We start from the raw sequence: 25,573 nt of genomic DNA on the forward strand, positions 1-25,573 counted from the left end.
CAAGACTTTTTATATGCCGACAAGAAACCGTTATCCATTTCTATCCCAAAGTAAAAAATTTCCATCAAGCGGGCTATTCTAGCCTAAATCTCCGACTCCGACCATGCTCGATTTAAGAGTTTTAATCTGATCGCGCAGACCGGCAGCCGTTTCGAAATCGAGATCTTTGGCCGCCTGATACATTTTTTTCTCTAACTTCTTGATATGGCTCGCAATCTGCGCTGGGGTCATCTGTTCTTGCGCATGATAATCCGAACTGCTTTCCGCCACTTTTGCCGTACTGCCTCGACTGCTCGCTTTAGCGGCATAAGGCGATCCTTCAAGGATATCAGAGACTTTTTTGTTCAACGGCTGCGGCGTGATCCCACGCTCTTCGTTATAACGGATCTGTTTGGCACGACGCCGCTCGGTCTCGTCCATCGCCGCTTTCATCGAACGGGTAATCTTATCGGCATACAGAATCGCCTTACCATCGACATTTCGCGCCGCACGCCCGATCGTCTGGATCAAGGAGCGTTCGGAACGCAGAAAACCTTCCTTATCGGCATCCAGAATCGCCACCAACGCCACTTCGGGGATATCCAACCCCTCTCGAAGCAGGTTAATTCCGACCAGAACATCGAACTCCCCTAGACGCAGATCGCGAATGATTTCAATCCGCTCGACCGTATCGATATCCGAATGCATATAACGCACCCGAACATTGTGATCCTCAAGATATTCGGTCAGGTTTTCCGCCATCCGCTTGGTCAAAACGGTCACCAGAATGCGCTGTCCTTTCTCCGCGCGCACTTTGATTTCACCCAGCAGATCATCAACCTGAGTCAATGCTGGACGAACTTCCAGCTCCGGATCAACCAAACCGGTCGGGCGCACCACCTGCTCGATAATCGTATCAGTGTGCTCGCCTTCATAAGTTCCCGGCGTCGCTGAGACAAAAATCGTCTGCGGCATGAGTCGCTCGAACTCCTCGAACTTCAGCGGGCGGTTATCCATCGCCGACGGGAGACGGAAACCATAAGTCACCAGATTCTCTTTACGAGACCGATCCCCTTTGTACATCCCGCCGATCTGGGGAATCGTGACGTGACTTTCGTCAATGACCATCAAGGCGTTTTTGGGCAGATAGTCCATCAGAGTCGGCGGCGGTTCGCCCGGCCCTCTTCCGGAAAGATAACGCGAGTAGTTCTCGATCCCCTGACAATATCCGAGCTCCATCATCATTTCGATATCCAGTTTGGTGCGCTCTTCAAGGCGCTGGGCTTCGACCAGCTTGCCCATCTCGCGCAACTGGCTCAAACGCTCTTTAAGCTCCACCTTAACCTGCTCGATCATTTCCAGCACGCGCTCGCGCGGCGTGACATAGTGGGTTTTCGGATAAATGGTAACGCGGCTTGGCTTACTAAGCGTTTCGCCGGTCAAAGGGTCGAACCAGACAATCTGCTCAACTTCATCGTCAAACAGTTCGATACGTACCGCATACTCTTCGGCTTCGGCCGGAAAGATATCAATCACGTCGCCGCGTACACGGAAAGTACCACGCCACAATTCGATATCGTTGCGTGTGTATTGCATGGAGGTCAGACGCTGCAGAATATCTCGCTGAGAAATTTCATCGCCGAGACGCAACTGCAGAATCATCTTCAAATACATTTCCGGGTCACCAAGACCATAGATGGCCGAGACCGTCGCGATCAAAATAACGTCCTGACGTTCCATCAACGCTTTGGTTGCCGACAAACGCAACTGTTCTATCTGCTCATTGACCGAAGAGTCCTTGGCGATATAGGTGTCGGACGCCGGGACATAGGCTTCCGGCTGGTAGTAGTCGTAATAGGAAACGAAATACTCCACCGCATTGTTCGGAAAGAAGCTTTTCATTTCGCCATATAACTGGGCGGCCAGCGTTTTGTTATGCGCCAGAATAATGGTCGGACGCTGTACTTGAGAAACCACATTGGCAACAGTAAACGTCTTACCGGAGCCGGTTACCCCAAGCAAGGTCTGGTATGCTTCGCCATGCTGCAAGCCTTCAACCAGCTGCTGAATCGCTGTCGGCTGATCACCGTTCGGGGCGTAGGATGAGACTAATTCAAATTTCTTAGCAGTTTTCGCCACAATTATTCCTTTTTAACTACCCCTAAATCCAGTAAAATGCCCAGTAATATTTTTGTAATAGAGCAATGATTTTACGCCCCTTCCCGACAGGGGATCTCGAAAAACCCATTGTAGGAATTTTTATGGGTTTTTATCCCGCACATGTTTAAAGAGGAAAGCCGAGTCTTTCACAAAGACTTGAGCACTGCAACCACCTCTAATTTGATCCCCCGGAAACTCCGGAGCCGATCAGGGACTTTTGAGATCGCCTCTTTCATCCTTCCGGCGTGCGTATTATACAAGCTCGAGAATTTGTGGAGAACAACAATACAATGGCCCTTCTATCCGATCGCGTGAATCGAGTAAAGCCTTCTCTTACTCTTGTTATTACCGCTAAAGCCGGCGAAATGAAACGAGCCGGCAAAGACATTATCAGTCTCGGTGCAGGAGAGCCTGACTTTGATACGCCGGATCACATTAAGGCCGCGGGGATTGCCGCCATTGAAAACGGCGAAACCCGTTATACCGCAGTGGACGGCACAGCTGAATTGAAAGAGGCGATTCAGGCCAAATTCAAACGCGATAACAATCTGGAATATGCGGCCAATCAGATTCTGGTCTCTTCCGGCGGAAAGCAAAGTTTCTATAATCTGTGTCAAGCCGTCCTGAATGACGGAGACGAAGTAATTATTCCAGCGCCTTACTGGGTTTCCTACCCAGATATGGCATTGCTGGCAGGCGGAGAACCGATCATTATCCACGCCGGTATTGAACAGGGCTTTAAAGTCACTGCCGAACAGATTGAAGCGGCCATTACACCGAAAACCAAACTGCTGGTTCTGAACAGCCCGTCCAACCCGACCGGCGCCGTTTACAGTGCCGACGAGTTGAAAGCGATCGGTGACGTATTGGCCAAGCATCCGCAAATTCTGATTGCATCGGATGATATGTACGAACACATCATGCTCAGCGATAAAACATTTACCAATATCCTGGAAGTATCGCCGGAACTGTATGAACGTACCGTCGTCATGAACGGTGTTTCCAAAGCTTATTCCATGACCGGCTGGCGTATCGGATATGCCGGCGGCCCGGTGGACATCATTGCGGCAATGCGCAAAGTTCAGTCGCAAAGCACTTCGAACCCTTGTTCGATTTCGCAAGCGGCCTCAGTCGAAGCGCTGAACGGACCTCAGGAATGCATTCAGACAATGCTGGTGGAGTTCAAGAAACGCCATGAATATGTCGTCGAGCGCGTTAACCGGATTCCAGGCTTTAAATGCCTGCATGCCGACGGTGCTTTCTACGCATTCATGGACATCTCCGAAGCCATGAAAATGAAAGGCTTTGCAACGGATGCCGACTTCGCCACCGCGATTCTGGAAGAAAAACTGGTTGCTGCGGTCCCGGGCTCCGGCTTCGGCAGTGAAGGTCACCTGCGAATCTCTTTTGCAACCAGCATGGAAAACCTGGTCGCCGCATTGGATCGTATCGAAGCCTATATGCAGGCTTAACCCTTAATCCGCCCCTTAAATGAAAGCCGCCTTTATGGCGGTTTTTTATTTTGCTTCGTACAGCTGACTCTCCAGACTCAAACTACGTACCTCCCGAGCGGAAAACCTCTGTCGTATAAAAACGGGAAAACGCGGCAGACCATGCCGAGTCAAACCACTGTATTTAAACGTGACCATCGCGCCAACTTCCGGTGGTTTCGCTCGCTCCCGATCGCTCAGCCCGGAACCAAGGTAAATAATCGTCCGGGAGGAAACCGGTAATTCCGGAAACAGACGAGGCTTCTGATGATTCAGCAAGGCACACGACAAAGAACCGACCTTCCCCTGCAAGCGCCCTTTACCTGGCTTATAGCCGACAACAATGCACTCTGCATCACTGTAAGGTTTTATTTTAAGCACACTTTCTAATCGCCCCGTTTGATAATCCAAAGCGCCGTTACGGAGAATAATCCCTTCACCTCCTGCACCCACTATTTTCCGGAAATAAGAGGTTAACTGCTTTGAGGAATTAATTCGATGCTGCGCAATCGGTTTCAGATATTCTGACGGATGCGCACGCAGATAATGTTTAAGTATAGACATTCTTGCCATGAGACCTCCCTCCTGATTTGGAACCTCAAAAACCCTGTAGGTCACGGCTCGCCAACCCTCCTCCCACTGCCTGCTGTCGTCTGAAGAGCGAATCAATCCACTAATAAACGAAAACTGACCTGTCGCGCTCCACAGCTCCCCGTCCAATGCAAAAGGTGGCAATGCATCGGTAAACCAAGCCGGGGCAGAGATTTTGTTTCCCTGCCGGGTCACTAAACTTGCTCCATTCCAGTAGGCCCGGACGCCGTCATACTTACGGCTTAAAAACCACTCGTCCGCTCCGTCTGCGGAAACTTCTATCAAACGGCCTGCTTCCGATAAAGACAATGACGTCGGCAAAAATAATTCCGGTCTGGTCGCTATGTCCGCGCTGGCGAGACCACTCGCCACCCAGCCGGAAAAGGTTACAAAAAAGCCCAGCAGAGCCGGGCTTACAGTCGATAATGCCGTGCGTTTCAATGCATTAATCCTCGAAACGTAAATCTTCACGAATTTTCTCCAGCGTTTTAACGCCAATTCCTTTAACGCTCAGCAGGTCCTCCGGCTGCTTGCATTGAACTTTCTGGCAGTACTCAACAATCCTCTGAGCTTTTACGCTACCAATACCATTCAATGCCTGAGCAACTTCTTCACCGGAAGAGGTATTCACATTGACCGGACTGGCATAAACAAAATGACTGAAAACCAACATAGACAACAATAAAAAAATTCTCATTAGACCCTCCTAAAACAATAATTATCTACATGCATATACAACACTATATACATACGCATTTTATACACATAAACCCTGCAGATTTACAAACAGTATTTTTTATACAAAGCAACAAATATACTTATTAAAGTGTATTTTTATTAACGATAAAGGAAACTTTATTATCAATACAAACTTAGAAGGCGGCTTAGTACCGTGCTTTTTCAGGTAAAGATCAGCAATAGCCAAAAGATAGCGATAAAATAAATGAGTCAATGAACAACTCTGCATTTTCAACAACTTTAAAGGATTCACAATGACCCCTAAAGAGCGTTACCAGAAACTGGAACAGCTTCTCAGCCTGGAAAATCCGGTTCTGTTGGAAATCATTCAAAGTTACAAGAATCTTGATAAGGTGGGATATAAAACCGGCCTCTTAGCGCGGACAGAGTCCTATGCGGAACATATTTCGTGGTGGCCGCTAATTTCAGTACTGGGAACTTTTTCTGCGGGTAAATCCAGCTTTATTAACCAATATGTCGGCAAAAAATTACAAACCACCGGAAACCAAGCGGTCGATGATAAATTTACCGTGATCTGCCATGGTAACAGCGACGAAATCACCACCTTACCGGGACTCGCCTTGGACTCAGATCCACGTTTTCCGTTTTACGGCATGAGCGATCAAATCGATCAGGTCGAATTTGGGGAAGGGAGCCGAATCGACAGCTACTTACAGTTGAAAACTACCAAAGCGGACGCTCTACGAGGAAAGATTCTAATCGACTCCCCCGGCTTTGATGCCGACTCACAAAGAGACGCGACCCTGCGGCTGACAAACCACATCATTGACTTGTCGGACCTTGTCTTAGTCTTCTTCGATGCCCGCCACCCAGAGCCAGGAGCCATGCGTGACACGCTGGAACACTTGGTTGCCTCAACCAGAACACGTCATGACGCCGACAAAGTTCTGTACATCCTTAACCAAATCGACACTGCAGCCAAGGACGATAACCTGGAAGAAATCATCGGTTCCTGGCAGAGAGCCCTGTCTTCCAAAGGCCTGATCGGCGGCAACTTTTTTGCAATCTATAACGAAGAAGCGGCCGAAGCCATTTCCGACCCTGCGGTTAAAGAGCGCTTTCAACGCAGGCGCGACAAGGATATTCAAAAGATCGTACAACGCATGGATAAGGTCAGCATAGAACGCAGTTACCGTATTGCCCGCGCCCTGGAAAATGTCGCGCATGAAATCACGCAAACCCAAATTCCTCGCCTGCAGCAGGAACTTGCTAAATGGCGCAAACGCGTGCTATTGGCAGACGCTGGCGCATTTACAGGAATTTTTGTACTCCTGATCTTTATTCTTTCAAGCTTCGGCGCTTTAGACACTCCGTTTTCCGAATGGTCAATCGTCACCGCGATTGGAGAGTCATCGATTTTTGCCGGCCTGCTTTTCGTCGCCATTTTAATGGCCGGCTTCAGCCTGCATCAGTTCATCCGTCTGAAATTATCGCAATGGCAACAGAAAACATTACGCCAACAGGATGAATCGCGCTTGGCAAACGCTTTAGCCCACAGCACGCGTTTTTGGCGCGGCCTGTTTAATGAAAATCCTCGAGGTTGGAATCGCGGTACACAAAAATTGCTCGGCAAAATCGGTCAGGCATCGAAAAAAGCGATACAAAAACTTAACGACCAGTTTACCAACCCTTCTGGGCAAGAAAACAACTCACCGAAATCAGCCGGCGTGGATAAAGAGATGCGACACGAAGCGGTCGACGGTATGACGAAATCAGAACTTAACGCAGACTCGGAAAGTCAATCGGAACGAACAGAAGAAAAATAAGAGAAACTTAAACTAACAGGACGAAGAAATTGATCAGAAACCTGTATTCAGAAATTATCAAGCTAGATTATCCGACCCCTCAAACGGAAAAACCAGCGCTTACGCGCTGGCATAACATCTCAATTTAAGGAGTCAAACAAAAGCAATTACATCAAGTCGAATGTTTTGCTCAGACCCACTACAAAGTAGGTATCGTCTTCAGCATTTTCACCACTGAAGATCAAGTTGGCAGTAAAGTCCAGACCGTAATCCAGAGTCGTGCCGTAAGCGATGTCAAAGTAGCTCGCACCATCTTCGAAATCATCATCTTCATAAACGGTTGTACCGTAAGTCAAAGAAACACCGGTAACATATGGGTCTAGATCAAGAGAAGCAGCATAGTGGTTATAATCAAGCTCATCAGGACCAGTATTATCTTTACCTAGATCCAGATTGAAAGACAACATGCTTACGCCAACAGACAGGTTAACTTCTTCAAACGCCTGGAAATCGGAATCACCTACCTCTTCCGAGTAGCTGTATGCGGTATAACCTACACCGAAATCAAAATCAGAGATTTTGCCGGCCCAACCGATATACAAATCGTATTCATTCTGATCTGCGCCCATAGTCGAACCCCAGATACCGGCATAAATACCCATATCGTTCTGGTAGTCGATACCACCCTGCATAGACAGACCACCAGTTTGGTCAAAACCACGGAATACATAGTTCGTGACACCACCTAAATTAGCGGTAACACTTGCTTCGGCATGCGCTGCTGGAGCCGCGGCAAATGAAGCCGCACCAGCAATTGCCATTGCTGCCATTAAAGGCTTGATAGATAATTTTTTCATATACACTCTCCCAATCAAGATGTCATTTAAATTAAAACAAAAACAACTTAAATACCAGTTTTCGTTTCTATTACATTATCAATAAGTTACTTTAAACTAAACAAAACCCGCCTGATTTAAAGTCTTTTTTGAGTATTTTAACTTAAGGTTTTGGTGCAAACAATGCACCCTATTAAAATCTGCCGTCAATCCATTACAATTCTGAATTGAAAGCCTTAATTTGCTGACTGGCCTGTTGTAAAAAGGTTTCAAAATCCTTTTCCATCTTCCGAAACAGTGCAATCAAAGCCTTTCCTTTCGGCGTCAAAACACTCCCGCCTCCCGACTTGCCCCCTTGCGCTTTAACCACAAGCGGCTCATCATAAATCTCATTCAATTCGTCGATCAGCTTCCAGGCTTTTTTGTAAGACATACCCATCTCTTTTGCCGCACGGTTCATCGAGCCGAAACGTTCTATATTTTCCAGAAGCTCAACCCGCCCGATACCGACAAAACTGGCATTTTTTCCTTTAATCCAAAAACGCGCGTGAACCCAATCCGAATAAGCTCCGCCCGGGATCTTTTCACTCGCTTTAATCTCTTCATCCAGTTTAGGTTGACTCATACTAATTAAAACTACCTCATATTATTCTTTGAAACCATTGGATTATCAGAGAAAACGCATAAATCTCGCTCAACCACGATCCAGATCAATTTTAAACAGCAAAGCGCCTTAAAAACTGTTCTAAATCAGGACTTAATTTATCAAAAAAAACCTGAAAAGATTGACAATCTTTGCAGGAATTAGCACGATAATAACGCCTTCAAAACCTCAACTCCAAAAGCAGGTTTAAAGGAAAAGAAAACCAATATACAAATTAAAAACCTTAACTCAAAGGAATAGTCTTTATGAACGTTGGCTTAGTTGATCGCATTATCCGCATCTTGATTGGTGCACTGCTTATCGCGCTTTCTTATTTCGATATTATCGGCGCGTGGGGTTATATTGGTGTTATCCCGCTTGTTACCGGTTTAATTAAATGGTGCCCACTGTACACGCTTCTAGGTATTCAGACCTGTCCGGTACACGCTAATATTAATTACGACAAGTAAAGATTCCGGCAGTCGCTTCGACTGCCGAATCCCCTCCATAATTAAATCCCATACATGACTCCATCAAACCGCCCCAGCTGTAAAATCAATTTAATTTGCGGAACCCTGGGAGCAGGAAAAACCACTTTACTGCGCCACCTGTTAAAGCAAAAACCGAGTGACGAAACATGGGCGATCATCGTTAATGAGTTCGGCGCTATCGGCCTTGACGGAGCCATACTCAGCAGTCAGAATTCAGCAAGCGTTCACGAGATTCCCGGCGGTTGCATTTGCTGTAGCGCCATGCCCGAGTTACAGGAAACGCTCGATACATTACTCCGCGAATACAGGTTTGACCGCATCCTGATCGAACCGACCGGCCTCAGCGAGCCCGAAACCCTGGTTGACCTGCTAAGAAATCTCAAACAGGAACTCGGTGCACAAAAATCGGTTTTTCTTGAAAATATTATCTGCGTATTTGCTGCCAACGAACTGGATCCACAGCTATGGCAGACAAAACTGAGTTACCGCAATCTCAGCCACATGGCCGACATAGTATTGTTAAACAAAAGTGACCTATGCAGTGACGAACACCTCAAATCTCTTACTGACTATGCCTCCGGTCTCTACCCCCCGAAACAGGCGGTTGTATTAACTCAACAATCAGAGGTCGATGCAGCTCTACTCAAACCGACTGCGAAAGCTGAAGGCCTGTACTTTTTAAACGATCCGCAAACGGCTAAAACCACCTCACCGAAACAGAAGAGCCTCCATCAACCGCGTCGTATCGTTCACGAATCCATGCCTGACCACCCTCTGCTTCTCGACTACCAACAGCAACAAAGCCGCGCAACCCTTAGTTATGGCTGGCTGTTTTCTCCGGAAGCCGAGTTCGATTGGCAAAAGCTGCACACCCTGTTCGAAGACTTCAACAATGAACCTTCTGTGAGCGAACTGAGACGAATGAAAGGCGTTTTTCGTGTCGGTAAACCATGGATGTTATTCCAATGGAGACAGAAGCAACTCAGTCGAGAACTGATCAGCTATCGCAAAGACTCACGAATCGAAATCCTGATAGCAGCACAGCAAACCGATAAACCATTTAATCCCTCTGACTTCTATCGAGGCCTAATAAACTGCCTAAAAACGCAAGACGGATAAAGTTATGAAATTGCAAGCCCCCAAGACCAATATTCAATCCGTTTTCACACTAATTTTTTTTAAAAGTAAATAAAAAAATTTTTCTTTTTTTAATTTTTGTATTCACAAAGTTATCCACAAGTTATCCCTGACAAAAAAGTACTGAAAACTCGGGGTTTAGAGATTATTTCCACAGAAATCCGCAGTGCAACCTGTGAATTATCCCCACGTTTTAACCTCTTGCGATTCATATAAATTTACACTATATTCTGTGTAACCGAGCAGACGCATCACCATATCTTGTAGAGCTTCTTTACCTTTAACACTATAGATTAAGGCACACAGTTCACAAGCTACTGCTCATCTAGGCGCTAAGCCTATGAAATAGAAAATAAATCTGTCAATTCCACCGAAATTGACGATGTTTTATTTATACACAGGTTAAAAGATCCGTTCATGAGTCAGCCAAACATCCTAGTTACTAAGCGCAATGGTGCCACCGAAGCCATTGATCTGGAAAAAATTCACCGCGTCATCCGCTGGGCCGCAGAAGGCCTGGAAAACGTTTCCGTTTCCGAAGTCGAACTGCGCTCGCACATCCAGTTCTACGAAGGCATTAAAACCGCCGATATTCACGAAACGATCATCAAGTCTGCAGCAGACCTGATCTCCGAAAGCGCTCCGGATTACCAGCACCTTGCCGCCCGTCTTGCCATTTTCCACCTGCGTAAAAAAGCATTTGGTCAGTTCGAACCGCCGCATCTGGAAACCCATATCCAGGCAATGACCGATAAAAAGGTCTACGACAGCCAAATACTGGAAGACTACACTTCCGAGGAACTGGACGAACTTAACCGCTATATCGATCATGGCCGTGACATGAATTTCAGCTACGCCGCAGTAAAGCAGCTTGAAGGAAAATACCTGGCTCAGAACCGTGTCACCAAACAAATTTATGAAAGCCCGCAGTTCATCTACATGCTGATTCCGATGTGCCTTTTCGGTCACTACCCGAAAGAATCTCGCCTGCAGTATGTCAAAGACTTCTACGATGCGGCGTCGCTGTTTAAACTGTCTCTGCCGACGCCAATCATGTCCGGCGTTCGTACTCCGACCCGTCAATTCAGCTCCTGTGTACTGATTGAATGCGGCGACTCTCTCGACTCGATTAACGCGACCTCCTCTTCTATCGTGAAGTACGTTTCGCAACGTGCCGGGATTGGTGTCAACGTCGGACGCATTCGCGCCCTCGGTTCGGAAATCCGTGGCGGCGAAGCTTATCACACCGGCATGATTCCGTTTATCAAACACTTCCAGACAGCGGTTAAATCCTGTTCACAGGGTGGTGTTCGCGGCGGAGCGGCAACCCTGTTCTACCCGATCTGGCACCTAGAAGTCGAATCCCTTGTGGTACTGAAAAACAACCGCGGCGTCGAAGAAAACCGAGCCCGCCATCTGGATTACGGCGTACAAATCAACAAGTTGATGTACCAACGCATGCTGGAAGGCGGCATGATCACACTATTCAGTCCGTCCGACGTACCAGGCTTGTATGACGCTTTCTTCGCCGATCAGGATGAATTCGAACGCCTGTATAAGATATACGAAGCCGATCCGACCATCCGTAAAAAACAACTTAAAGCGATCGAACTGTTTACCCAGGTCGCCCAAGAGCGTGCACAGACCGGCCGTATCTACATTCAAAACGTGGACCACTGTAACAACCACAGCCCGTTTGATGCGCACCAGGCTCCGATTCATCAATCCAACCTGTGCCTGGAAATCGCTCTGCCGACTAAACCGCTCAACTCTGTCGAAGATCCGGACGGTGAAATCGCACTGTGCACGCTTTCGGCATTTAACTTGGGTGCCCTGGAAAACCTTGATGAGCTGGAAAAACTTTCCGATCTGATCGTTCGCGCGCTGGACAGCCTGCTTGACTATCAAGACTATCCGGTTCCGGCAGCGGAACGCGCCAGCATGGGGCGCCGTACATTAGGAGTCGGCGTAACCAACCTGGCTTACTATCTGGCCAAGAACGGAACAAAATACTCCGACGGCTCCGCCAACGGACTGGTTCACCGCGCTTTCGAAGCAATTCAGTACTACCTTCTTAAAGCGTCCAACAGATTGGCGCAGGAACATGGTGCGTGCGATTACTTCAATGAAACCACCTATTCGCAAGGCATTTTACCGATCGACACCTATAAAAAAGATATCGACACTGTCTGTGATGAACCGCTGCACCTGGACTGGGAAGCGCTGCGCAGCGATATCAAACAACACGGTTTGCGTAATTCGACACTAACGGCTCTAATGCCTTGCGAAACTTCTTCGCAAATTACCAACTCAACCAACGGGATTGAACCGCCACGAGGCTATGTTTCGGTCAAAGCGTCCAAAGACGGTATCCTGAAACAGGTTGTACCAGGCTTTAAAGAGTGCCGCGATAATTACGAGTTGCTATGGCACATTCCGAACAACCACGGCTATCTGCAACTGGTCGGAATCATGCAAAAATTCGTTGACCAGGCGATTTCCGCCAATACCAACTATGATCCGTCACGCTTTGACGAAGATAAGGTGCCAATTAAAGTCATCCTTCAAGACCTTCTATACGCTTACAAGATGGGATTAAAAACACTTTATTATCACAATACCCGTGATGGTGCTGACGATGCACATGAAGACGATGGTTGCGCCGGCGGCGCCTGCAAACTGTAACACTGTGTTACCTAGAAAAAGCCCTTTTAACCAAGGGCTTTTTTTATGCCCGAAGCACATTCCCCTCTAAAAAACCCACACGCTAAAAACCGATAAACAAGATACCAATCTAAAAAGTCCACCCTTCCACATAAGAAGCAATAAGCCGTTTTATTGACCGATCAATTCTTGATCCAGAACAAAAAACCAAACATTGCACCAATAATAAAAAATCCTCACCAATAAAGTGCGGAATAAACCTTTTAAACCAAACAAAAACCATTTCAAACATTGTATTTCAATGATTTATAAAAAATGGCATGTTCAATGCTTAAAGAGAGGCGAAATTTTCTTCAACCACTCAATCTAAGGAAAATTCTATGGATAACAAAATTTCGCCAGCAACAATGAAACGACGAAAAGTTCTTAAATCACTCCTTGCCATTCCAGCAGCCATGGCTCTGGCAGGCGGAACTTTCGGTTCTCTTGCTCACGCTTCAGAAGCTAACACTACAGGCCTGGCCGTCACTGACGACACGGTAAAAGTGGGGATTCTTCACTCTGTAACAGGGACTATGGCAATCAGTGAAACCGGTTCCGTTCAGGCAGAAAAACTGGCCATTGAGCAAATCAACGCAATGGGCGGTGTTTTAGGCAGAAAGATTGAATATATTCAAGAAGATGGTGCAAGTGACTGGCCAACCTTCGCTGAAAAGTCTAAAAAACTATTGGTTAACGACAAAGTTGCGGCGGTATTCGGATGCTGGACATCTGCTTCACGTAAAGCAGCACTTCCAGTATTTGAACAATACAACGGTATGCTTTTCTACCCGACTTTCTATGAAGGGCTAGAGCAATCTCCTAACGTAATCTACACAGGTCAAGAAGCGACTCAGCAGATCCTGAAAGGTATCGACTGGGCGAAAGAAACCAAAGGCGCTAAGAAATTCTTCCTACTTGGTTCTGACTACATCTGGCCTCGTACTTCAAACAAAATCGCTCGTAAACACATCGAGAAACTTGGTCTGAAAGTTGTTGGTGAAGAGTACTACCCTCTTGGTCACACTCAGTTCAACTCAGTTATCAACAAGATCAAACTTAAAAAACCAGACGTAATCTTCACGACTGTTGTAGGTGGCTCTAACGTTGCATTCTACAAGCAGCTTAAAGCAGCCGGTATCGATCTAACTAAAGAAAAACCATTAGTACTGACACTATCTGTTACCGAAGATGAAATCCTAGGTATTGGTGGCGAGAACGTTGAAGGTCTATACGCTTCAATGAAGTATTTCCAGAGCCTACCGAACGACAACAACAAAGCATTTGTTGAAGCCTTCAAGAAAAAATGGGGTGAGAAGAGCGTTATCGGTGACGTAACTCAAGCAGCTTACCTAGGTCCTTGGCTATGGAAAGCAGCAGTAGAAAAAGCAGGATCTTTCGATGTTGACGCTATCAAGAAAACACTTCCTGGTATCGAATTGACTACGGCTCCTGAAGGTTATGTAAAAGTTCACCCGAACCATCACCTATGGTCTAAATCTCGTATCGGTCACGCTAAAGCAGACGGTACCTTTGAGGTGGTTTACGAATCAAAAGATTTGATTGAACCAAACCCATTCCCTAAAGGTTATCAATAAGCACTTAGTGCGCGCGCAGCTAAAGGCTGCCGCGCCTAATTAAATACTTTCTATAGAGAGTATTTAATTAGGCGAATTCAAAATAACAAGATCTTTTTTTCACTTCCGAACAACTCACTTTATCCACTAGGAGGAAAGTACATGTTTGCCGATTATACATGGGCTGAACTCGGCTCAATCTTTGCAATGCAAGGCTTCTCTGGATTAATACTGTTTGCAGTATTACTCCTGATGGCCTTAGGTCTAGCGATCATCTTTGGACAGATGGGCGTAATCAATATGGCACACGGGGAATTTATGATCCTGGGCGCTTATATTACCTACCTCACATCCAATCTTTTTGCCGACTTTCTTCCTAGCCTGTTCGACATCTATTTCTTTGTCGCCATGATTTTTGCCTTTATAGGGACTTTCATCCTAGGCATGCTTGTGGAGTGGAGTCTAATTCGCCATCTATACAAAAGACCACTGGACACGCTTCTAGCGACATGGGGACTGAGTCTAATCCTACAACAACTTTACAGAACCGTTTTCGGGCCTCGTGAAGTCGGCGTAAGTCTTCCGGATTGGATGATGGGATCTTATGCACTGACAGATACCATCGAAATTCCGATTAACGGGATTATCGTTATGGTCATTACTTTCGTTATCACCGTAGGCGTTTTCCTATTCCTACAAAAATCACGAAAAGGTAAACAAGCGCGAGCAGTCGTTCAAAACCGTGCCATGGCAGGTGCTGTTGGTATTAACACCGCTAAAGTCGACCGTTTCACCTTCGCACTGGGTTGCGGGATTGCCGGGATTGCCGGAGCGACTTTCACCATGATCGGCTCGACAGGACCAACTTCAGGCCAGCTGTATATCGTAGATACCTTCCTGGTCGTCGTATTCGGTGGTGCAGCAAGCTTACTTGGAACCATTGCATCTGCGTTCTCAATTGCACAAGCACAATCCATTATGGAGTTCTTCTTAAGTGGCTCTATGGCAAAAGTATTAACCCTACTAGCGGTCATCGTAATTTTGATGCTACGTCCGCAAGGCTTGTTCTCGCTTAAAGTGCGTAAATAGGAGGCATAATGTTACAAAGTAAATTTAAATCGTTAACCCCAAGAAATGACGTACTGTCATTTGTTGTACTCGCAGTTTTGCTGCTTGTCCTACTGCCTCTATTGTTTGATATTTTCCGACTAAACCTGATCGGGAAATATCTAACCTTCGCATTCGTGGCAATCGGCCTGGTTTTATCCTGGGGTCTGGGGGGAATTCTCAGTCTGGGGCAAGGTATCTTCTTTGGTATCGGCGGCTATGCCATGGCGATGTTCCTTAAACTGGAAGCATCGACACCGGAAAATACGGCAATCCAATCAACTCCTGGAATTCCTGACTTTATGGACTGGAACCAGCTAACGGCTCTGCCATGGTTCTGGGAACCCTTCCACAGCTTCGGTTTCACACTTGTAGCAATCATCGTCTTACCGGCAATTTTTGCTTACATTATCGGTGCTGCAATGTTTAAACGACGCGTGGGCGGGGTGTATTTCGCAATCATCACTCAGGCAATCGCTGCAATCTTGACCATCCTTATCATTGGTCAGCAGGGCTACACAGGTGGTGTTAACGGTATCACTGACTTGAGAACGCTACTTGGCTGGGATATCCGTACCGATTCAGCCAAATATGTACTCTACTTTGTCAACGCCATCTTACTGCTAGCGGTTCTAGTTGCTGCACAGTACATTCGTAAAAGCAAACTGGGTCGTCTACTGGTCGCAATGCGCGACAGTGAAGACCGTGTCCGCTTCTCCGGATATGACGTAGATAACTACAAAATTTTCATCTTCTGTATTGCAGGGATCTTCTCTTCGATCGGTGGCGCCATGTTCACGCTGCAAGTCGGATTCATGTCGCCTTCACTGATCGGTATCGTTCCATCGATTGAAATGGTTATCTTCGCAGCCGTAGGTGGAAACCTGTCTATCTTCGGTGCCGTTTACGGAGCGCTGATCGTCAACTGGGCAAAAACCATCTTGTCCGAATCCTACCCGGAAGTATGGTTGTTTGCGATGGGTGCACTGTTCATCGCGGTTGTACTGGCATTCCCTAAAGGTTTGGCAGGACTGTATGAGACTTACCTTCAGCCAAAAGTCGACAAGTTTCTCGACAAGAAGCTAAAGAAAGATAAAGCAGAGTAAAAGGAAATTTGGAGAAGACCATGTATCAACAAAAAGATTTTGTACTCAGTGTTGAAGGCTTAACGGTTTCATTTGATGGATTCAAAGCGGTGAACAACGTTTCCTTCTACATCGAAGAACAGGAAATTCGCGTCATTATCGGCCCTAACGGTGCCGGTAAGACCACCATTCTGGATCTTATCTGCGGAAAAACCAAATCAACAGAAGGGTCCATTAAATTTAAAGGTAAAGAACTTACCAAACTGCGTGAGCACGAAATTGTTCACGCTGGTGTCGGCCGTAAATTTCAGAACCCGTCAATCTATGAAGATTTAACGGTATTTGAAAACCTGGAGCTTTCTTACCCTAAGGGCAAGAAAGTATGGGGTGCTCTAACCTTCACTCGAGACCAAGCGGTTATCGACAAGGTAAATGAGATTGCCGAAATGATTTTCTTGAAAGAGATGCTGCAAAGCAAAGCCAGTCTACTGAGCCACGGCCAGAAGCAGTGGCTGGAAATCGGCATGCTTCTGATCCAGGACCCTGAGCTGCTTATGCTGGATGAACCTGTCGCCGGTATGTCGGTTTCGGAAAGAAAGCAAACCGCGGCACTACTGCAAAAAATTACCCAAGACCGTTCAGTACTTGTTATCGAACATGACATGCACTTCGTTGAAGAGATTGCTGACCGTGTAACTGTAATGCACCAAGGTCAAGTACTTTCGGAAGGTTCAATGGATCATGTTCAGTCAGATCCGAAAGTTATCGAAGTCTACCTAGGTCATTAAGAGGAGATCTACAACATGTTAGAAATTAAAGACTTACATGTCGCCTACGGAGAGAGTGAGGTCGTAAAAGGGTTAAATCTTTCTCTTAAAGAAAACGAAATTATCGCGGTACTGGGACGAAACGGGATGGGTAAAACCACACTCATGAAATCCCTGATCGGCATGATCCCGTCCAAAAGCGGATCGGTTCAACTCAAAGGCAAAGAGCTTAACGGAATGAAAAGCCATGACCGCGTTGCGGCTGGCGTCGGCTTCGTTCCTCAGGGAAGAATGATTTTCTCGACTATGACCGTCGAAGAAAACATCGAAACCGGCCTGACAACAACCAAGGAAACCAAGGTTCCGGAAGAGCTGTACAACATCTTCCCGATCCTGCGTGACTTCCGCAAACGTCGAGGCGGGAACCTTTCCGGTGGGCAACAACAACAGCTGGCCATTGCCCGCGCGCTGGCCAGTAACCCTGACGTGCTGCTACTGGACGAACCGACAGAAGGGATCCAGCCATCGATCATCAAAGAGATGGCACACACCCTGAAAGAGATCCGCGATTCGCACGGGTTATCCATCATCGTGTCTGAACAGGTTTTGAGCTTTGCACTCGATGTTGCTGACCGAATCATCGTCATTGAGAAAGGCAAAATCATTCACGATCAGCCTAAAGATGAAGTCGATGAAGACCAGATAGCGAAATTCCTATCGGTTTAACAACAAACGGAATTCCTCTCAACCACTAACTTCTCACAACCACAACGGAGCTTTTAAAATGGCTGAAACGATAGTTAAAATCGATCTTTCAAAGTCCGCCTACGAAAATGAACAAGTTCATAACCGCTGGCACCCTGACATTCCTATGGCCGCCACAGTCAAGCCAGGTGATGATTTCATCCTTGAATGTTATGACTGGACTGGTGGACAGATCAAAAACGACGACGACGCATCGGATATCCGTGACGTTGACCTGTCTCAGGTTCACTTCCTTTCCGGTCCGGTCGGCGTTGAAGGCGCACAGCCTGGTGACCTTCTTGAAGTCGATATCCTTGATATCGGTACTTTTGAAGAAAGTAACTGGGGGTTCAACGGACTTTTCTCGCTTAACAACGGTGGCGGCTTCCTGACCGATCACTATCCTGATGCACAGAAAACCATCTGGGACTTCAACGGTATCATGACCAAATCTCGCCATATTCCTGGCGTTGAATTTGCAGGTCTTCTGCACCCGGGTCTGATCGGTTGCCTACCTTCAAAAGAGATGCTTAAAGAATGGAACGAGCGTGAAAAAGCGCTTTACGATACAGAACCTGATCGTGTTCCTGCACTGGCTACCCTTCCATACGCTGAGACCGCTCACATGGGTCAGATGAAACCGGATGCAGCAAAAGAAGCGGCTAAAGAAGGTGCTCGTACGGTACCACCACGTGAACACGGCGGTAACTGTGACATCAAAGATTTGACCAAAGGTTCAAAAATCTACTTCCCAGTATACGTAGATGGCGCCGGTCTATCGGTTGGTGACCTACACTTCAGCCAGGGTGACGGTGAAATCACTTTCTGTGGTGCGATCGAAATGGCAGGATGGATTCACCTGCGTGTCAACCTGATCAAAGACGGTATGAACAAGTACGCAATCAAGAACCCGATCTTCAAACCAAGCCCTCTGACTCCTCGTTACGACGACTACGTTGTCTTCGAAGGTATTTCGGTTGACGAAGAAGGCAAACAGCACTACCTGGATGTGAACGTCGCATACAAGCAGGCGTGTTTGAACGCGATCGAGTATATGAAGAAATTCGGTTATACCGGTGAACAGGTTTACTCACTACTGGGTACCGTTCCGACGCAAGCACATATCAGTGGTATCGTTGATATTCCAAATGCGAGCGCGACACTTTGGATGCCAACCGGAGTATATGACTTTGATATCAACCCTAACGCCGAAGGACCAACCAAACAAGTCGATGAAAGCGTCAAGGTTCCAATCGCTCCGGACGAGAAATAATTTAAGGAGTTTTGCCAATGCCTGTTTATGATTACAAATGCCAAGAACATGGAATTTTTCATGAGTTAGCGACCATCGATGATGCCGCTGAACCCATGCCTTGCCCACACTGCCAAGAACTTGCGCCACGAATCCTAATGGTTCCGCCGGAAATTCTTGATATGGCGCCTGAAAAGCGAAAAGCCATTGAGAGAAACGAAAAAGCCCAGCACGAACCAAAAATGTCGACTAAGGAAAGTCGTGCAGAGGATGAAGAACGTCGCAAGTTTGAAGAAAAGCTCCACAAACACCATCACAAGGGTTGTGGTTGCGGAGGCCATCATAAGAAAAAGGCTTCCAATCTAATGTGGACCGCAAATGGCGAGAAAATGTTCCCATCAATGCGTCCTTGGATGATTAGTCACTAAATAGCTTCGGCAAAGAAAAAGCCTCGAATATTCACCTGAATATCGGGGCTTTTTTCATCTCTACAAGCCACGTTTCCAAGTTACTGTACCGGTCCGTTTCCAACCCCCCTTACCTTCTCAAGTCACCGTTAATTGACATTACTGAGTGCTGCACGCATTGGGAAACAAACACCACCTGTACCGTACCGATCTTAAACGTCAACTGTATTACAAAGGATAGATAATTTGAAACTCGCAACATGCATACTCCTGCTTACAGCCTTCTTTTCTGCTCAAAGCCTGGCAAATGACGCCGACGATAAGAAGCAGCAAATTGAAATCGGCAAACTTTACTACCAGAACCTGTTCGCTAACCAACCAGGAAAAAGCTATGAACTGCTTTCATCCAAGGACAAGGAATCCTTTAGCAAAGAACAATTCTCTCGAGTCATCGCTTTAAAAACGGCCGTTTTGGATAAAAACAGAGTGGTCACCATCAAAGGGGCAAGTATTACCGAATCCGATGACAACATGGCTGTGGTCCAGGTCTCGGCAGAACTCTCAACCCCGGGCACTAAGGAGGTAAAAACAGTCAAGGCAACGCAACTACTGCTAAAAGAAAACAATGAATGGAAAGTGTATTCTGCGCACGCAATCGCATCAATCCTCATGCAAGCTAAATATGCATGCGATAAGGACACTTCTATCGCCAAGCAACTAAAAGAAGAAGGCTGCACCCTTTATTACGGAACAAAAAACCCGAACATAGAGCAAAAATAATTAATTCGCTATCGGATGACAGGCACGGGCTTATAACATAGCGTGCTATTTATGAATCTGGAACTGGCGCTGAGAAGGTGAAGAAAACCGTATCATCAGAGTGTCTCCCTCTTCTCAAAGCGAAAAAAGCCCCTTAAAGAGGAGTACACAGATCAAGGTAAGCAATCAAGCCAGGAACGACTTAAAGACCTTTAAATAAAGCTTAGTCAGGATTTGCGGAAGCTTCTCCGCATGCTCGACCACCTCATAATGCCCTTTTCTGAAAATTTTCTGCACGTAATCGTCTGCATTCTTATCTAGAGAAAGGCAAAATGTCTTGCAACCGGTCGACTCAATGTCTTTAATCGCCACTGCGCTATCTTCAATCAAATACTGAGAGTCATACACATCGATATCAGAGGGCTGACCATCGGTAATCACCAGAATCAGTTTATGCCGCTCAGGACGTCGGCTGATTTTATGAAATGAATGCCTTAGTGCCGTACCCAGTCGCGTTGAATAAGCGGCTTTGGCCTGCCCCAAAGTAGCCAGAGAGCTTTCCGATTCGCCATCGAAGTCTTTAAAGTTGTAATAGGACACTTCACCACGGCCGTTGGAATTAAACCCCTGAATCGCATACGAATGCCCGAGACCGTCGAGCAACTGAGAAAGTACGACCGTGGAATCCAACGTTAGATCCAACACACTCTCGCCACCTTCCGCATGCTGATCGTTCATCGATTCAGATAAATCCAGCAACACCAGCAAGGACAGTTCGTGCTGACGTTCGCGGACGTGATCGATATAGATACGCGACTCCGAGGCCGCACCGCCTTTTTTCAATTCAACCAGCTGATCGACAAGGGCCTCGAAATCGAGTTCCACACCATCTTCCTGCTTCTTTCTGCGATGCATCTGAGACTGATAGGATTGAATAATATGCTGCAGCTTGTTTACAAAGCTTCGATAGTGCTCTATCCGCTGTTCAAGCGCGTTTGAATCTTGTTCGTGGAAAGTAATTTCATCCAGCGAACACCACTTCTGCTTCCAGCGGGCGATCTTATAATCCCACTCGGGATAGGCAAACATTTCATGCGTCGGCGAATGTTTTAACAGTGAGGACTGAACCTCTTCATCGACGGTTGTAAAAACCAGCCCCTCAACCTCGCCGGCTCCCTCTTTATAACTGGAAACCGACTTACCATCCAGCACTTCTTCGTAACCGATTCCGGTAACGCTGACCGACTCGTCATCTCCGCTAGCCTGTTCACTTTGGGTCGCGACTTCTTCATAGGCATTCCACAGATAGGAATTATCATCGCGGTAATCAACCAGCCTGAATTCATCCCTTTCATTCATACTGATACGCATCTGACCGATATCGTTGGCCAGTGCGAGACCGATTGAACGGAAAAGCAATGGATTTTCGACATCCTCATCTACCGCCTGCTGAAAAAGCCGACGCGCTTTAGTGACAAAAGGATTGTCCTCGATATCCACCTCATTCACCAAGGCATAAGCGACGGCATAGGCGATCTCGGCAAACTGCAACGAGTTAGACGGCGTTTTAGTGAAATGCCTGCGGAAAAGCGAGCGCATACCCGGAAACACCTGAGACGCCAAATATTCCACTCTGGCATCTTCTAAAAGCGAAATCAGAACCAGTTGGCGATTATTCAAACCGGAGGAGTCTTGGGGTACGGAATACACAAGGTGTGCAGCCGCATGTAAAGCCGAACTCAAGAAGCGCTGACGGGCTTCTTTAAAGGTCTCAGCTTCAATAAATTCGGGAAGGAAAATGGTACCGGCTCTGACAAGCGGCACCATTTCATTATCGTTTAGAGGAAGCACTCTGAATGAGCGCCCCCAGAAGGCTAATAATGTAAGTTCTAATTGACGCTGTACATCATTTAATAAAACGTGGTAACTCATGCATACATCGTCAATTCAGAGGAGCTTAGCGATGCTCGGTTGAAGTCTCTTCGTTAGGAATGCCGTCGATAGGACACTCTGCAGTTCCCACTGTCTTACGGGTAATCTTCTCAACCTGCTCTTTGGCTTTTTCAGGATCATTGATCCAAGTTGAATAGAACTCGTAAGGACACGCTGCCACACCCTGATCATCTTCACCGGAGTTGATCTTACCGGTGTAACCGCGGTGCAGAAGCTTGAACAGGTGGTTTTGAGACTGAGCGTTTTTACGGAAGTCACGGATTTGCGAAACGGATAGCTCGGCATACTGAATACCGTAATCTTCTTCACCACACTCACCCAGGGTATGACCGTCGAAACCGATAATCGCAGAGTGACCGAAGTAAGAGTAAACACCGTCGAAACCACTTGCGTTAGCAACCGCTACGTAAGTATTGTTCATCCAGGCCATCGCTTTAGAGACCATGACTTGCTGCTCTTTAGCCGGATACATGTAACCCTGACAACGAACCACCAGTTCGGCACCCTTCATCGCACAATCACGCCAGATTTCAGGATAGTTACCGTCATCACAGATAATCAGACTGATCATCATACCCTTAGGCCCTTCGGTAACATAAGTCTTGTCACCTGGGTACCAACCTTCAACCGGACACCAAGGCATAATTTTTCTGTATTTCTGAACAATTTCACCTTCGTCATTAATCAGAATCAAAGTGTTGTATGGTGCCTTGTTAGGATGCTCTTCGTGCTGCTCACCGGTCAGGGAGAAAACACCCCAGGTTTTCGCTTTCTTACAAGCTTCAGAAAAAATTCGTGTTTCGTCACCAGGAATTGTCGACGCGGTGTCGTACATTTCCTTGGCGTCATACATAATGCCGTGAGTAGAGTACTCAGGGAAAATCACCAGATCCATCCCCGGTAGCCCCTGTTTCATGCCAATAATCATGTCGGCAATTTTCTGTGCGTTATCAAGCACTTCGGCCTTTGTATGCAGGCGCGGCATTTTATAGTTAACAACCGCGACACCTACTGTATCGTTACTGGAAGAGATATCTCCATGTCTCATGCTAATTCCCCATAAACTCTGAATTACTAATTAAAAACATTAAAACTGCGCTATCGTCGAAATGGGCAATAACTCTCAGCCCCAGCGCAGTACATAGGAACTATCAATAACAAAAGACATGCCAAGATCCTTTATTTCAAACCTGAGACAAAAAAATAACTATCTAATTGATTTAAAAGAAAAAAATATCTTAAAGACAAAATAAGATATCCAGTGAAAAATTCAACACACATTACTACATGGTTGAATGAGGGGCTTGCACCATAAAAGTGCATTTAATTTCAAAAACGCAACACTCTCTGGAACACCTATTCTCAAAACACCACCCGATCTCCAAAAACAAAAAAACAGGCCGAAGCCTGTTTTTTAAGAGTCATTTGCCATCAACTAAAGAGAAGATAGCCACCAACACCGATAGAGGTCACCCCCATAAGCGAATAACCGCCGCGCAGCAGCACTTTAGACTGCATCAGTTTTTGATTCAACAGCATGAGCGCAAAGCCGAAAACCACAAAGATAATGGCCACGCCCAAGGTAAAGCTAAAAATCATCATCGAGCTAACCGCTTGCTCGGACAAGGCCGCTAACGACACCAGCATACCACGCGCACCGCCGATACCCATCAGCACACCCAGCGTTGCCGCCATTGCCCAACCCCTTTTAGTCACATCGGTCGTCTGCCCGTCGGCATGGCTGTGGGATTTTCCATACCAGATATGAATATGCTCACGGCCATCATGCGAGTGTTTGCTCAGGTGAATACGATCGGCAAGCACCAGATACAAAAGATAAGCCCCCATTATCATTAACAGCGAAACACCAGCAATATCACCCCAGGACAACAGATCCTCGGAAAGATCAAACTGCTGCAACAACAAGGCAAACAGATACAAGCTGACACCATGTCCAATGGCAAAACCGAGCGCCACCTTAAACACGCGACGGCGCTCACGACCAATCGAAAAATCAGCAATCGCCGTAAGATGATCCGGCCCGAAAGCGTGCAGCATGCCATAAAAGAAGACGATTAACAGGCCGGTTTCCAACATCACAACATCCCTTTTTCAACAATAAAGTCGACGACCGTCTGCAGACCATCGAGCTTTTTCAGATTGGTAAATACATATGGCTGTTCGCCGCGCTGCATTTTAGTATCGCGATCCATCACCTCCAGACTGGCACCGACATAGGGGGCTAAATCAGTCTTATTGATAATCAGCAAGTCCGACTGCGTAATACCCGGCCCGCCTTTACGAGGAAGTTTATCGCCAGCCGCAACATCAATGACATACAAAGTCAGATCAGAGAGTTCCGGACTGAATGTCGCGCTCAGGTTATCGCCGCCGGATTCGATAATCACCATATCAAGGCTATCGAACTTTTCCTGAAGCTCTTCGATCGCGGTTAGATTCATCGACGCGTCTTCGCGAATCGCCGTATGCGGACAACCACCGGTTTCAACCCCGACAATACGCTCTTCATCCAAGGCGTTCTGTCGAATCAGGATCTGCTGATCTTCCTTGGTATAGATATCGTTCGTCACAACGGCAATATTGTAATCGTCGCGCATTGCCTTACATAACATCTCAATCAGAGCTGTTTTTCCCGAACCAACCGGCCCGCCAATTCCCAATCTCAAAGGACCTTTCATGCGTACTCCATCGCTTTCTTATGAACGAAATAATCGTGAATATTGAATTTCATGCCTGGCACTGAGAATGGCGTAATTCGGCAAACTCATCCCCAAAGCATCTTTTGGTAAATTTTGCGCCGTTTCAACCGCTTCCAGCACAACTTCGTCTAATTCGAGCATCATCACCTGGGCCTGCGTCTGACCGATCGAACAGAGCTTCAACAATGCGGCAATCTGGTTTTCAAGCCAACTCCAGGCAAAAGCGGTCAATGCCTGCTGCAGATCAACCCGCCAAGCCTGGGCAAAGCGGGCATAAACCACGGGAAATGAAGTCTTGCGGTTAAACCGATCCTCGATCGGCACGCCCATCGGCTCTGCCAGCCGTAGCAGAGCGCGACTCAAATGGGTATCTTCCTGCAAAAGTTCCTCGGTCTCTCTCAGCGCCCGACTGGTCTTGGCCAGTACATTAAGCTGCGTATAATCCTCTTGCTCCCAAAGCGCATAGGCCTGAGCAATCACGGCCAAATCATTGTTAGCCAGCGAATGCCTGAGTAGCAAAGTCATCCATGCCTTGGCTTGCCCAATATCCGCAATCTGACCTTGATGAACCGCAGCCTCCAAGCCTTGCGAATAGGCGTAGGTACCAATCGGCAAACTCGGACTATTGAGTTGCAGGAGCCTGAGGAGTTTTTGTTGTGACACTCGTA

Annotated in this window: 23 protein-coding genes; 13 read left to right on the plus strand and 10 right to left on the minus strand. The window is 46.8% G+C overall.

Going from position 1 to position 25,573, the window contains the following annotated elements; translation table 11 throughout:
* Positions 1–78: 78 nt before the first annotated feature.
* Positions 79–2,118, minus strand: a complete 2,040-nt coding sequence (gene uvrB / locus HQN79_RS09675) for an excinuclease ABC subunit UvrB (protein ID WP_173285990.1) — start codon at positions 2,116–2,118, stop codon at positions 79–81.
* Positions 2,119–2,429: 311 nt separating this feature from the next.
* Between uvrB and HQN79_RS09680 the strand changes: the two genes are divergently transcribed.
* Positions 2,430–3,611, plus strand: a complete 1,182-nt coding sequence (locus HQN79_RS09680) for a pyridoxal phosphate-dependent aminotransferase (RefSeq protein ID WP_173285992.1) — start codon at positions 2,430–2,432, stop codon at positions 3,609–3,611.
* 45 nt (positions 3,612–3,656) lie between these two features.
* Here the strand turns inward: HQN79_RS09680 and HQN79_RS09685 are convergent, their stop codons facing one another.
* Positions 3,657–4,691, minus strand: a complete 1,035-nt coding sequence (locus HQN79_RS09685; protein WP_173285994.1) for a DNA ligase — start codon at positions 4,689–4,691, stop codon at positions 3,657–3,659.
* Positions 4,666–4,917 carry a ComEA family DNA-binding protein gene (locus HQN79_RS09690; protein WP_238843351.1) on the minus strand — a complete coding sequence of 84 codons (252 nt, stop codon included), beginning with the start codon at positions 4,915–4,917 and terminating at the stop codon, positions 4,666–4,668. Before HQN79_RS09690 ends, HQN79_RS09685 begins: the two co-directional genes overlap by 26 nt.
* A 295-nt stretch (positions 4,918–5,212) precedes the next feature.
* Between HQN79_RS09690 and HQN79_RS09695 the strand changes: the two genes are divergently transcribed.
* Positions 5,213–6,745, plus strand: a complete 1,533-nt coding sequence (locus tag HQN79_RS09695) for a dynamin family protein (protein ID WP_173285996.1) — start codon at positions 5,213–5,215, stop codon at positions 6,743–6,745.
* Positions 6,746–6,891: 146 nt separating this feature from the next.
* Here the strand turns inward: HQN79_RS09695 and HQN79_RS09700 are convergent, their stop codons facing one another.
* Complete coding sequence (locus tag HQN79_RS09700) at positions 6,892–7,581, minus strand: TorF family putative porin (RefSeq protein ID WP_173285998.1); 690 nt, start codon at positions 7,579–7,581, stop codon at positions 6,892–6,894.
* Between the two features lie 193 nt (positions 7,582–7,774).
* A complete protein-coding gene (locus HQN79_RS09705) occupies positions 7,775–8,185 on the minus strand; it encodes a winged helix-turn-helix domain-containing protein (protein ID WP_173286000.1) in 411 nt (136 codons plus the stop codon).
* A gap of 284 nt (positions 8,186–8,469) precedes the next feature.
* Between HQN79_RS09705 and HQN79_RS09710 the strand changes: the two genes are divergently transcribed.
* The 11 genes from HQN79_RS09710 (at position 8,470) to HQN79_RS09760 (ending at position 20,253) form a co-directional block, all read left to right on the plus strand.
* Positions 8,470–8,673, plus strand: a complete 204-nt coding sequence (locus HQN79_RS09710) for a YgaP family membrane protein (protein ID WP_173286002.1) — start codon at positions 8,470–8,472, stop codon at positions 8,671–8,673.
* Positions 8,674–8,727: 54 nt separating this feature from the next.
* Positions 8,728–9,813 (plus strand): CobW family GTP-binding protein, encoded by a 1,086-nt coding sequence (locus tag HQN79_RS09715; RefSeq protein ID WP_173286003.1) that lies wholly within the window; start codon positions 8,728–8,730, stop codon positions 9,811–9,813.
* 435 nt (positions 9,814–10,248) lie between these two features.
* Positions 10,249–12,516: a class 1a ribonucleoside-diphosphate reductase subunit alpha gene (gene nrdA, locus HQN79_RS09720; RefSeq protein WP_173286005.1), complete on the plus strand. Its 2,268-nt coding sequence runs from the start codon at positions 10,249–10,251 to the stop codon at positions 12,514–12,516.
* Between the two features lie 359 nt (positions 12,517–12,875).
* The gene (gene urtA, locus HQN79_RS09725; protein ID WP_173286007.1) at positions 12,876–14,132 is read left to right on the plus strand and encodes an urea ABC transporter substrate-binding protein; all 1,257 of its coding nucleotides are present in this window, start codon (positions 12,876–12,878) and stop codon (positions 14,130–14,132) included.
* Between the two features lie 231 nt (positions 14,133–14,363).
* Complete coding sequence (urtB, locus tag HQN79_RS09730; RefSeq protein ID WP_238843352.1) at positions 14,364–15,200, plus strand: urea ABC transporter permease subunit UrtB; 837 nt, start codon at positions 14,364–14,366, stop codon at positions 15,198–15,200.
* An 8-nt stretch (positions 15,201–15,208) separates the two neighbouring features.
* Positions 15,209–16,324, plus strand: coding sequence for an urea ABC transporter permease subunit UrtC (gene urtC, locus HQN79_RS09735; RefSeq protein WP_173286011.1), 1,116 nt, complete (start codon positions 15,209–15,211; stop codon positions 16,322–16,324).
* Between the two features lie 20 nt (positions 16,325–16,344).
* The gene (urtD, locus tag HQN79_RS09740) at positions 16,345–17,091 is read left to right on the plus strand and encodes an urea ABC transporter ATP-binding protein UrtD (RefSeq protein WP_173286013.1); all 747 of its coding nucleotides are present in this window, start codon (positions 16,345–16,347) and stop codon (positions 17,089–17,091) included.
* A gap of 15 nt (positions 17,092–17,106) precedes the next feature.
* On the plus strand, positions 17,107–17,796 hold the full coding sequence (urtE, locus tag HQN79_RS09745; RefSeq protein WP_173286015.1) for an urea ABC transporter ATP-binding subunit UrtE: 690 nt from the start codon (positions 17,107–17,109) through the stop codon (positions 17,794–17,796).
* Positions 17,797–17,854: 58 nt separating this feature from the next.
* Entirely contained in the window at positions 17,855–19,087 is a 1,233-nt protein-coding gene (gene fmdA / locus HQN79_RS09750; protein WP_173286017.1) for a formamidase, read from the plus strand.
* Between the two features lie 17 nt (positions 19,088–19,104).
* On the plus strand, positions 19,105–19,494 hold the full coding sequence (locus HQN79_RS09755; RefSeq protein ID WP_173286019.1) for a zinc ribbon domain-containing protein: 390 nt from the start codon (positions 19,105–19,107) through the stop codon (positions 19,492–19,494).
* 225 nt (positions 19,495–19,719) lie between these two features.
* The gene (locus tag HQN79_RS09760; RefSeq protein ID WP_173286021.1) at positions 19,720–20,253 is read left to right on the plus strand and encodes an NTF2-like N-terminal transpeptidase domain-containing protein; all 534 of its coding nucleotides are present in this window, start codon (positions 19,720–19,722) and stop codon (positions 20,251–20,253) included.
* A gap of 165 nt (positions 20,254–20,418) precedes the next feature.
* Here HQN79_RS09760 and HQN79_RS09765 read toward each other — a convergent pair whose 3' ends face one another.
* From HQN79_RS09765 to HQN79_RS09785, 5 genes are all read right to left on the minus strand, one after another.
* The gene (locus HQN79_RS09765) at positions 20,419–22,164 is read right to left on the minus strand and encodes a nitric oxide reductase activation protein NorD (RefSeq protein ID WP_173286022.1); all 1,746 of its coding nucleotides are present in this window, start codon (positions 22,162–22,164) and stop codon (positions 20,419–20,421) included.
* A 25-nt stretch (positions 22,165–22,189) separates the two neighbouring features.
* Positions 22,190–23,233, minus strand: a complete 1,044-nt coding sequence (locus tag HQN79_RS09770) for an aliphatic amidase (protein ID WP_173286023.1) — start codon at positions 23,231–23,233, stop codon at positions 22,190–22,192.
* A gap of 383 nt (positions 23,234–23,616) precedes the next feature.
* The gene (locus tag HQN79_RS09775) at positions 23,617–24,282 is read right to left on the minus strand and encodes a hypothetical protein (protein WP_173286024.1); all 666 of its coding nucleotides are present in this window, start codon (positions 24,280–24,282) and stop codon (positions 23,617–23,619) included.
* Positions 24,282–24,884 (minus strand): urease accessory protein UreG, encoded by a 603-nt coding sequence (gene ureG, locus HQN79_RS09780; protein WP_173286026.1) that lies wholly within the window; start codon positions 24,882–24,884, stop codon positions 24,282–24,284. Before ureG ends, HQN79_RS09775 begins: the two co-directional genes overlap by 1 nt.
* 18 nt (positions 24,885–24,902) lie before the next feature.
* On the minus strand, positions 24,903–25,568 hold the full coding sequence (locus HQN79_RS09785) for an urease accessory protein UreF (protein ID WP_173286028.1): 666 nt from the start codon (positions 25,566–25,568) through the stop codon (positions 24,903–24,905).
* Positions 25,569–25,573: the final 5 nt, after the last annotated feature.

Source organism: Thiomicrorhabdus xiamenensis, assembly GCF_013282625.1.
Lineage (GTDB): Bacteria > Pseudomonadota > Gammaproteobacteria > Thiomicrospirales > Thiomicrospiraceae > Thiomicrorhabdus > Thiomicrorhabdus xiamenensis.

What these genes read in the sequence shown, in the direction of transcription:
- HQN79_RS09680 (WP_173285992.1), top strand. Translation starts at nt 2,430, where the DNA reads ATGGCCCTTCTATCCGATCGCGTGAATCGAGTAAAGCCTTCTCTTACT.
- HQN79_RS09690 (WP_238843351.1), bottom strand. Translation starts at nt 4,917, where the DNA reads ATGAGAATTTTTTTATTGTTGTCTATGTTGGTTTTCAGTCATTTTGTT.
- HQN79_RS09695 (WP_173285996.1), top strand. Translation starts at nt 5,213, where the DNA reads ATGACCCCTAAAGAGCGTTACCAGAAACTGGAACAGCTTCTCAGCCTG.
- HQN79_RS09700 (WP_173285998.1), bottom strand. Translation starts at nt 7,581, where the DNA reads ATGAAAAAATTATCTATCAAGCCTTTAATGGCAGCAATGGCAATTGCT.
- HQN79_RS09705 (WP_173286000.1), bottom strand. Translation starts at nt 8,185, where the DNA reads ATGAGTCAACCTAAACTGGATGAAGAGATTAAAGCGAGTGAAAAGATC.
- HQN79_RS09710 (WP_173286002.1), top strand. Translation starts at nt 8,470, where the DNA reads ATGAACGTTGGCTTAGTTGATCGCATTATCCGCATCTTGATTGGTGCA.
- HQN79_RS09715 (WP_173286003.1), top strand. Translation starts at nt 8,728, where the DNA reads ATGACTCCATCAAACCGCCCCAGCTGTAAAATCAATTTAATTTGCGGA.
- nrdA (WP_173286005.1), top strand. Translation starts at nt 10,249, where the DNA reads ATGAGTCAGCCAAACATCCTAGTTACTAAGCGCAATGGTGCCACCGAA.
- urtA (WP_173286007.1), top strand. Translation starts at nt 12,876, where the DNA reads ATGGATAACAAAATTTCGCCAGCAACAATGAAACGACGAAAAGTTCTT.
- urtB (WP_238843352.1), top strand. Translation starts at nt 14,364, where the DNA reads ATGGCCTTAGGTCTAGCGATCATCTTTGGACAGATGGGCGTAATCAAT.
- urtC (WP_173286011.1), top strand. Translation starts at nt 15,209, where the DNA reads ATGTTACAAAGTAAATTTAAATCGTTAACCCCAAGAAATGACGTACTG.
- urtD (WP_173286013.1), top strand. Translation starts at nt 16,345, where the DNA reads ATGTATCAACAAAAAGATTTTGTACTCAGTGTTGAAGGCTTAACGGTT.
- urtE (WP_173286015.1), top strand. Translation starts at nt 17,107, where the DNA reads ATGTTAGAAATTAAAGACTTACATGTCGCCTACGGAGAGAGTGAGGTC.
- fmdA (WP_173286017.1), top strand. Translation starts at nt 17,855, where the DNA reads ATGGCTGAAACGATAGTTAAAATCGATCTTTCAAAGTCCGCCTACGAA.
- HQN79_RS09755 (WP_173286019.1), top strand. Translation starts at nt 19,105, where the DNA reads ATGCCTGTTTATGATTACAAATGCCAAGAACATGGAATTTTTCATGAG.
- HQN79_RS09765 (WP_173286022.1), bottom strand. Translation starts at nt 22,164, where the DNA reads ATGAGTTACCACGTTTTATTAAATGATGTACAGCGTCAATTAGAACTT.
- HQN79_RS09770 (WP_173286023.1), bottom strand. Translation starts at nt 23,233, where the DNA reads ATGAGACATGGAGATATCTCTTCCAGTAACGATACAGTAGGTGTCGCG.
- HQN79_RS09775 (WP_173286024.1), bottom strand. Translation starts at nt 24,282, where the DNA reads ATGTTGGAAACCGGCCTGTTAATCGTCTTCTTTTATGGCATGCTGCAC.
- ureG (WP_173286026.1), bottom strand. Translation starts at nt 24,884, where the DNA reads ATGAAAGGTCCTTTGAGATTGGGAATTGGCGGGCCGGTTGGTTCGGGA.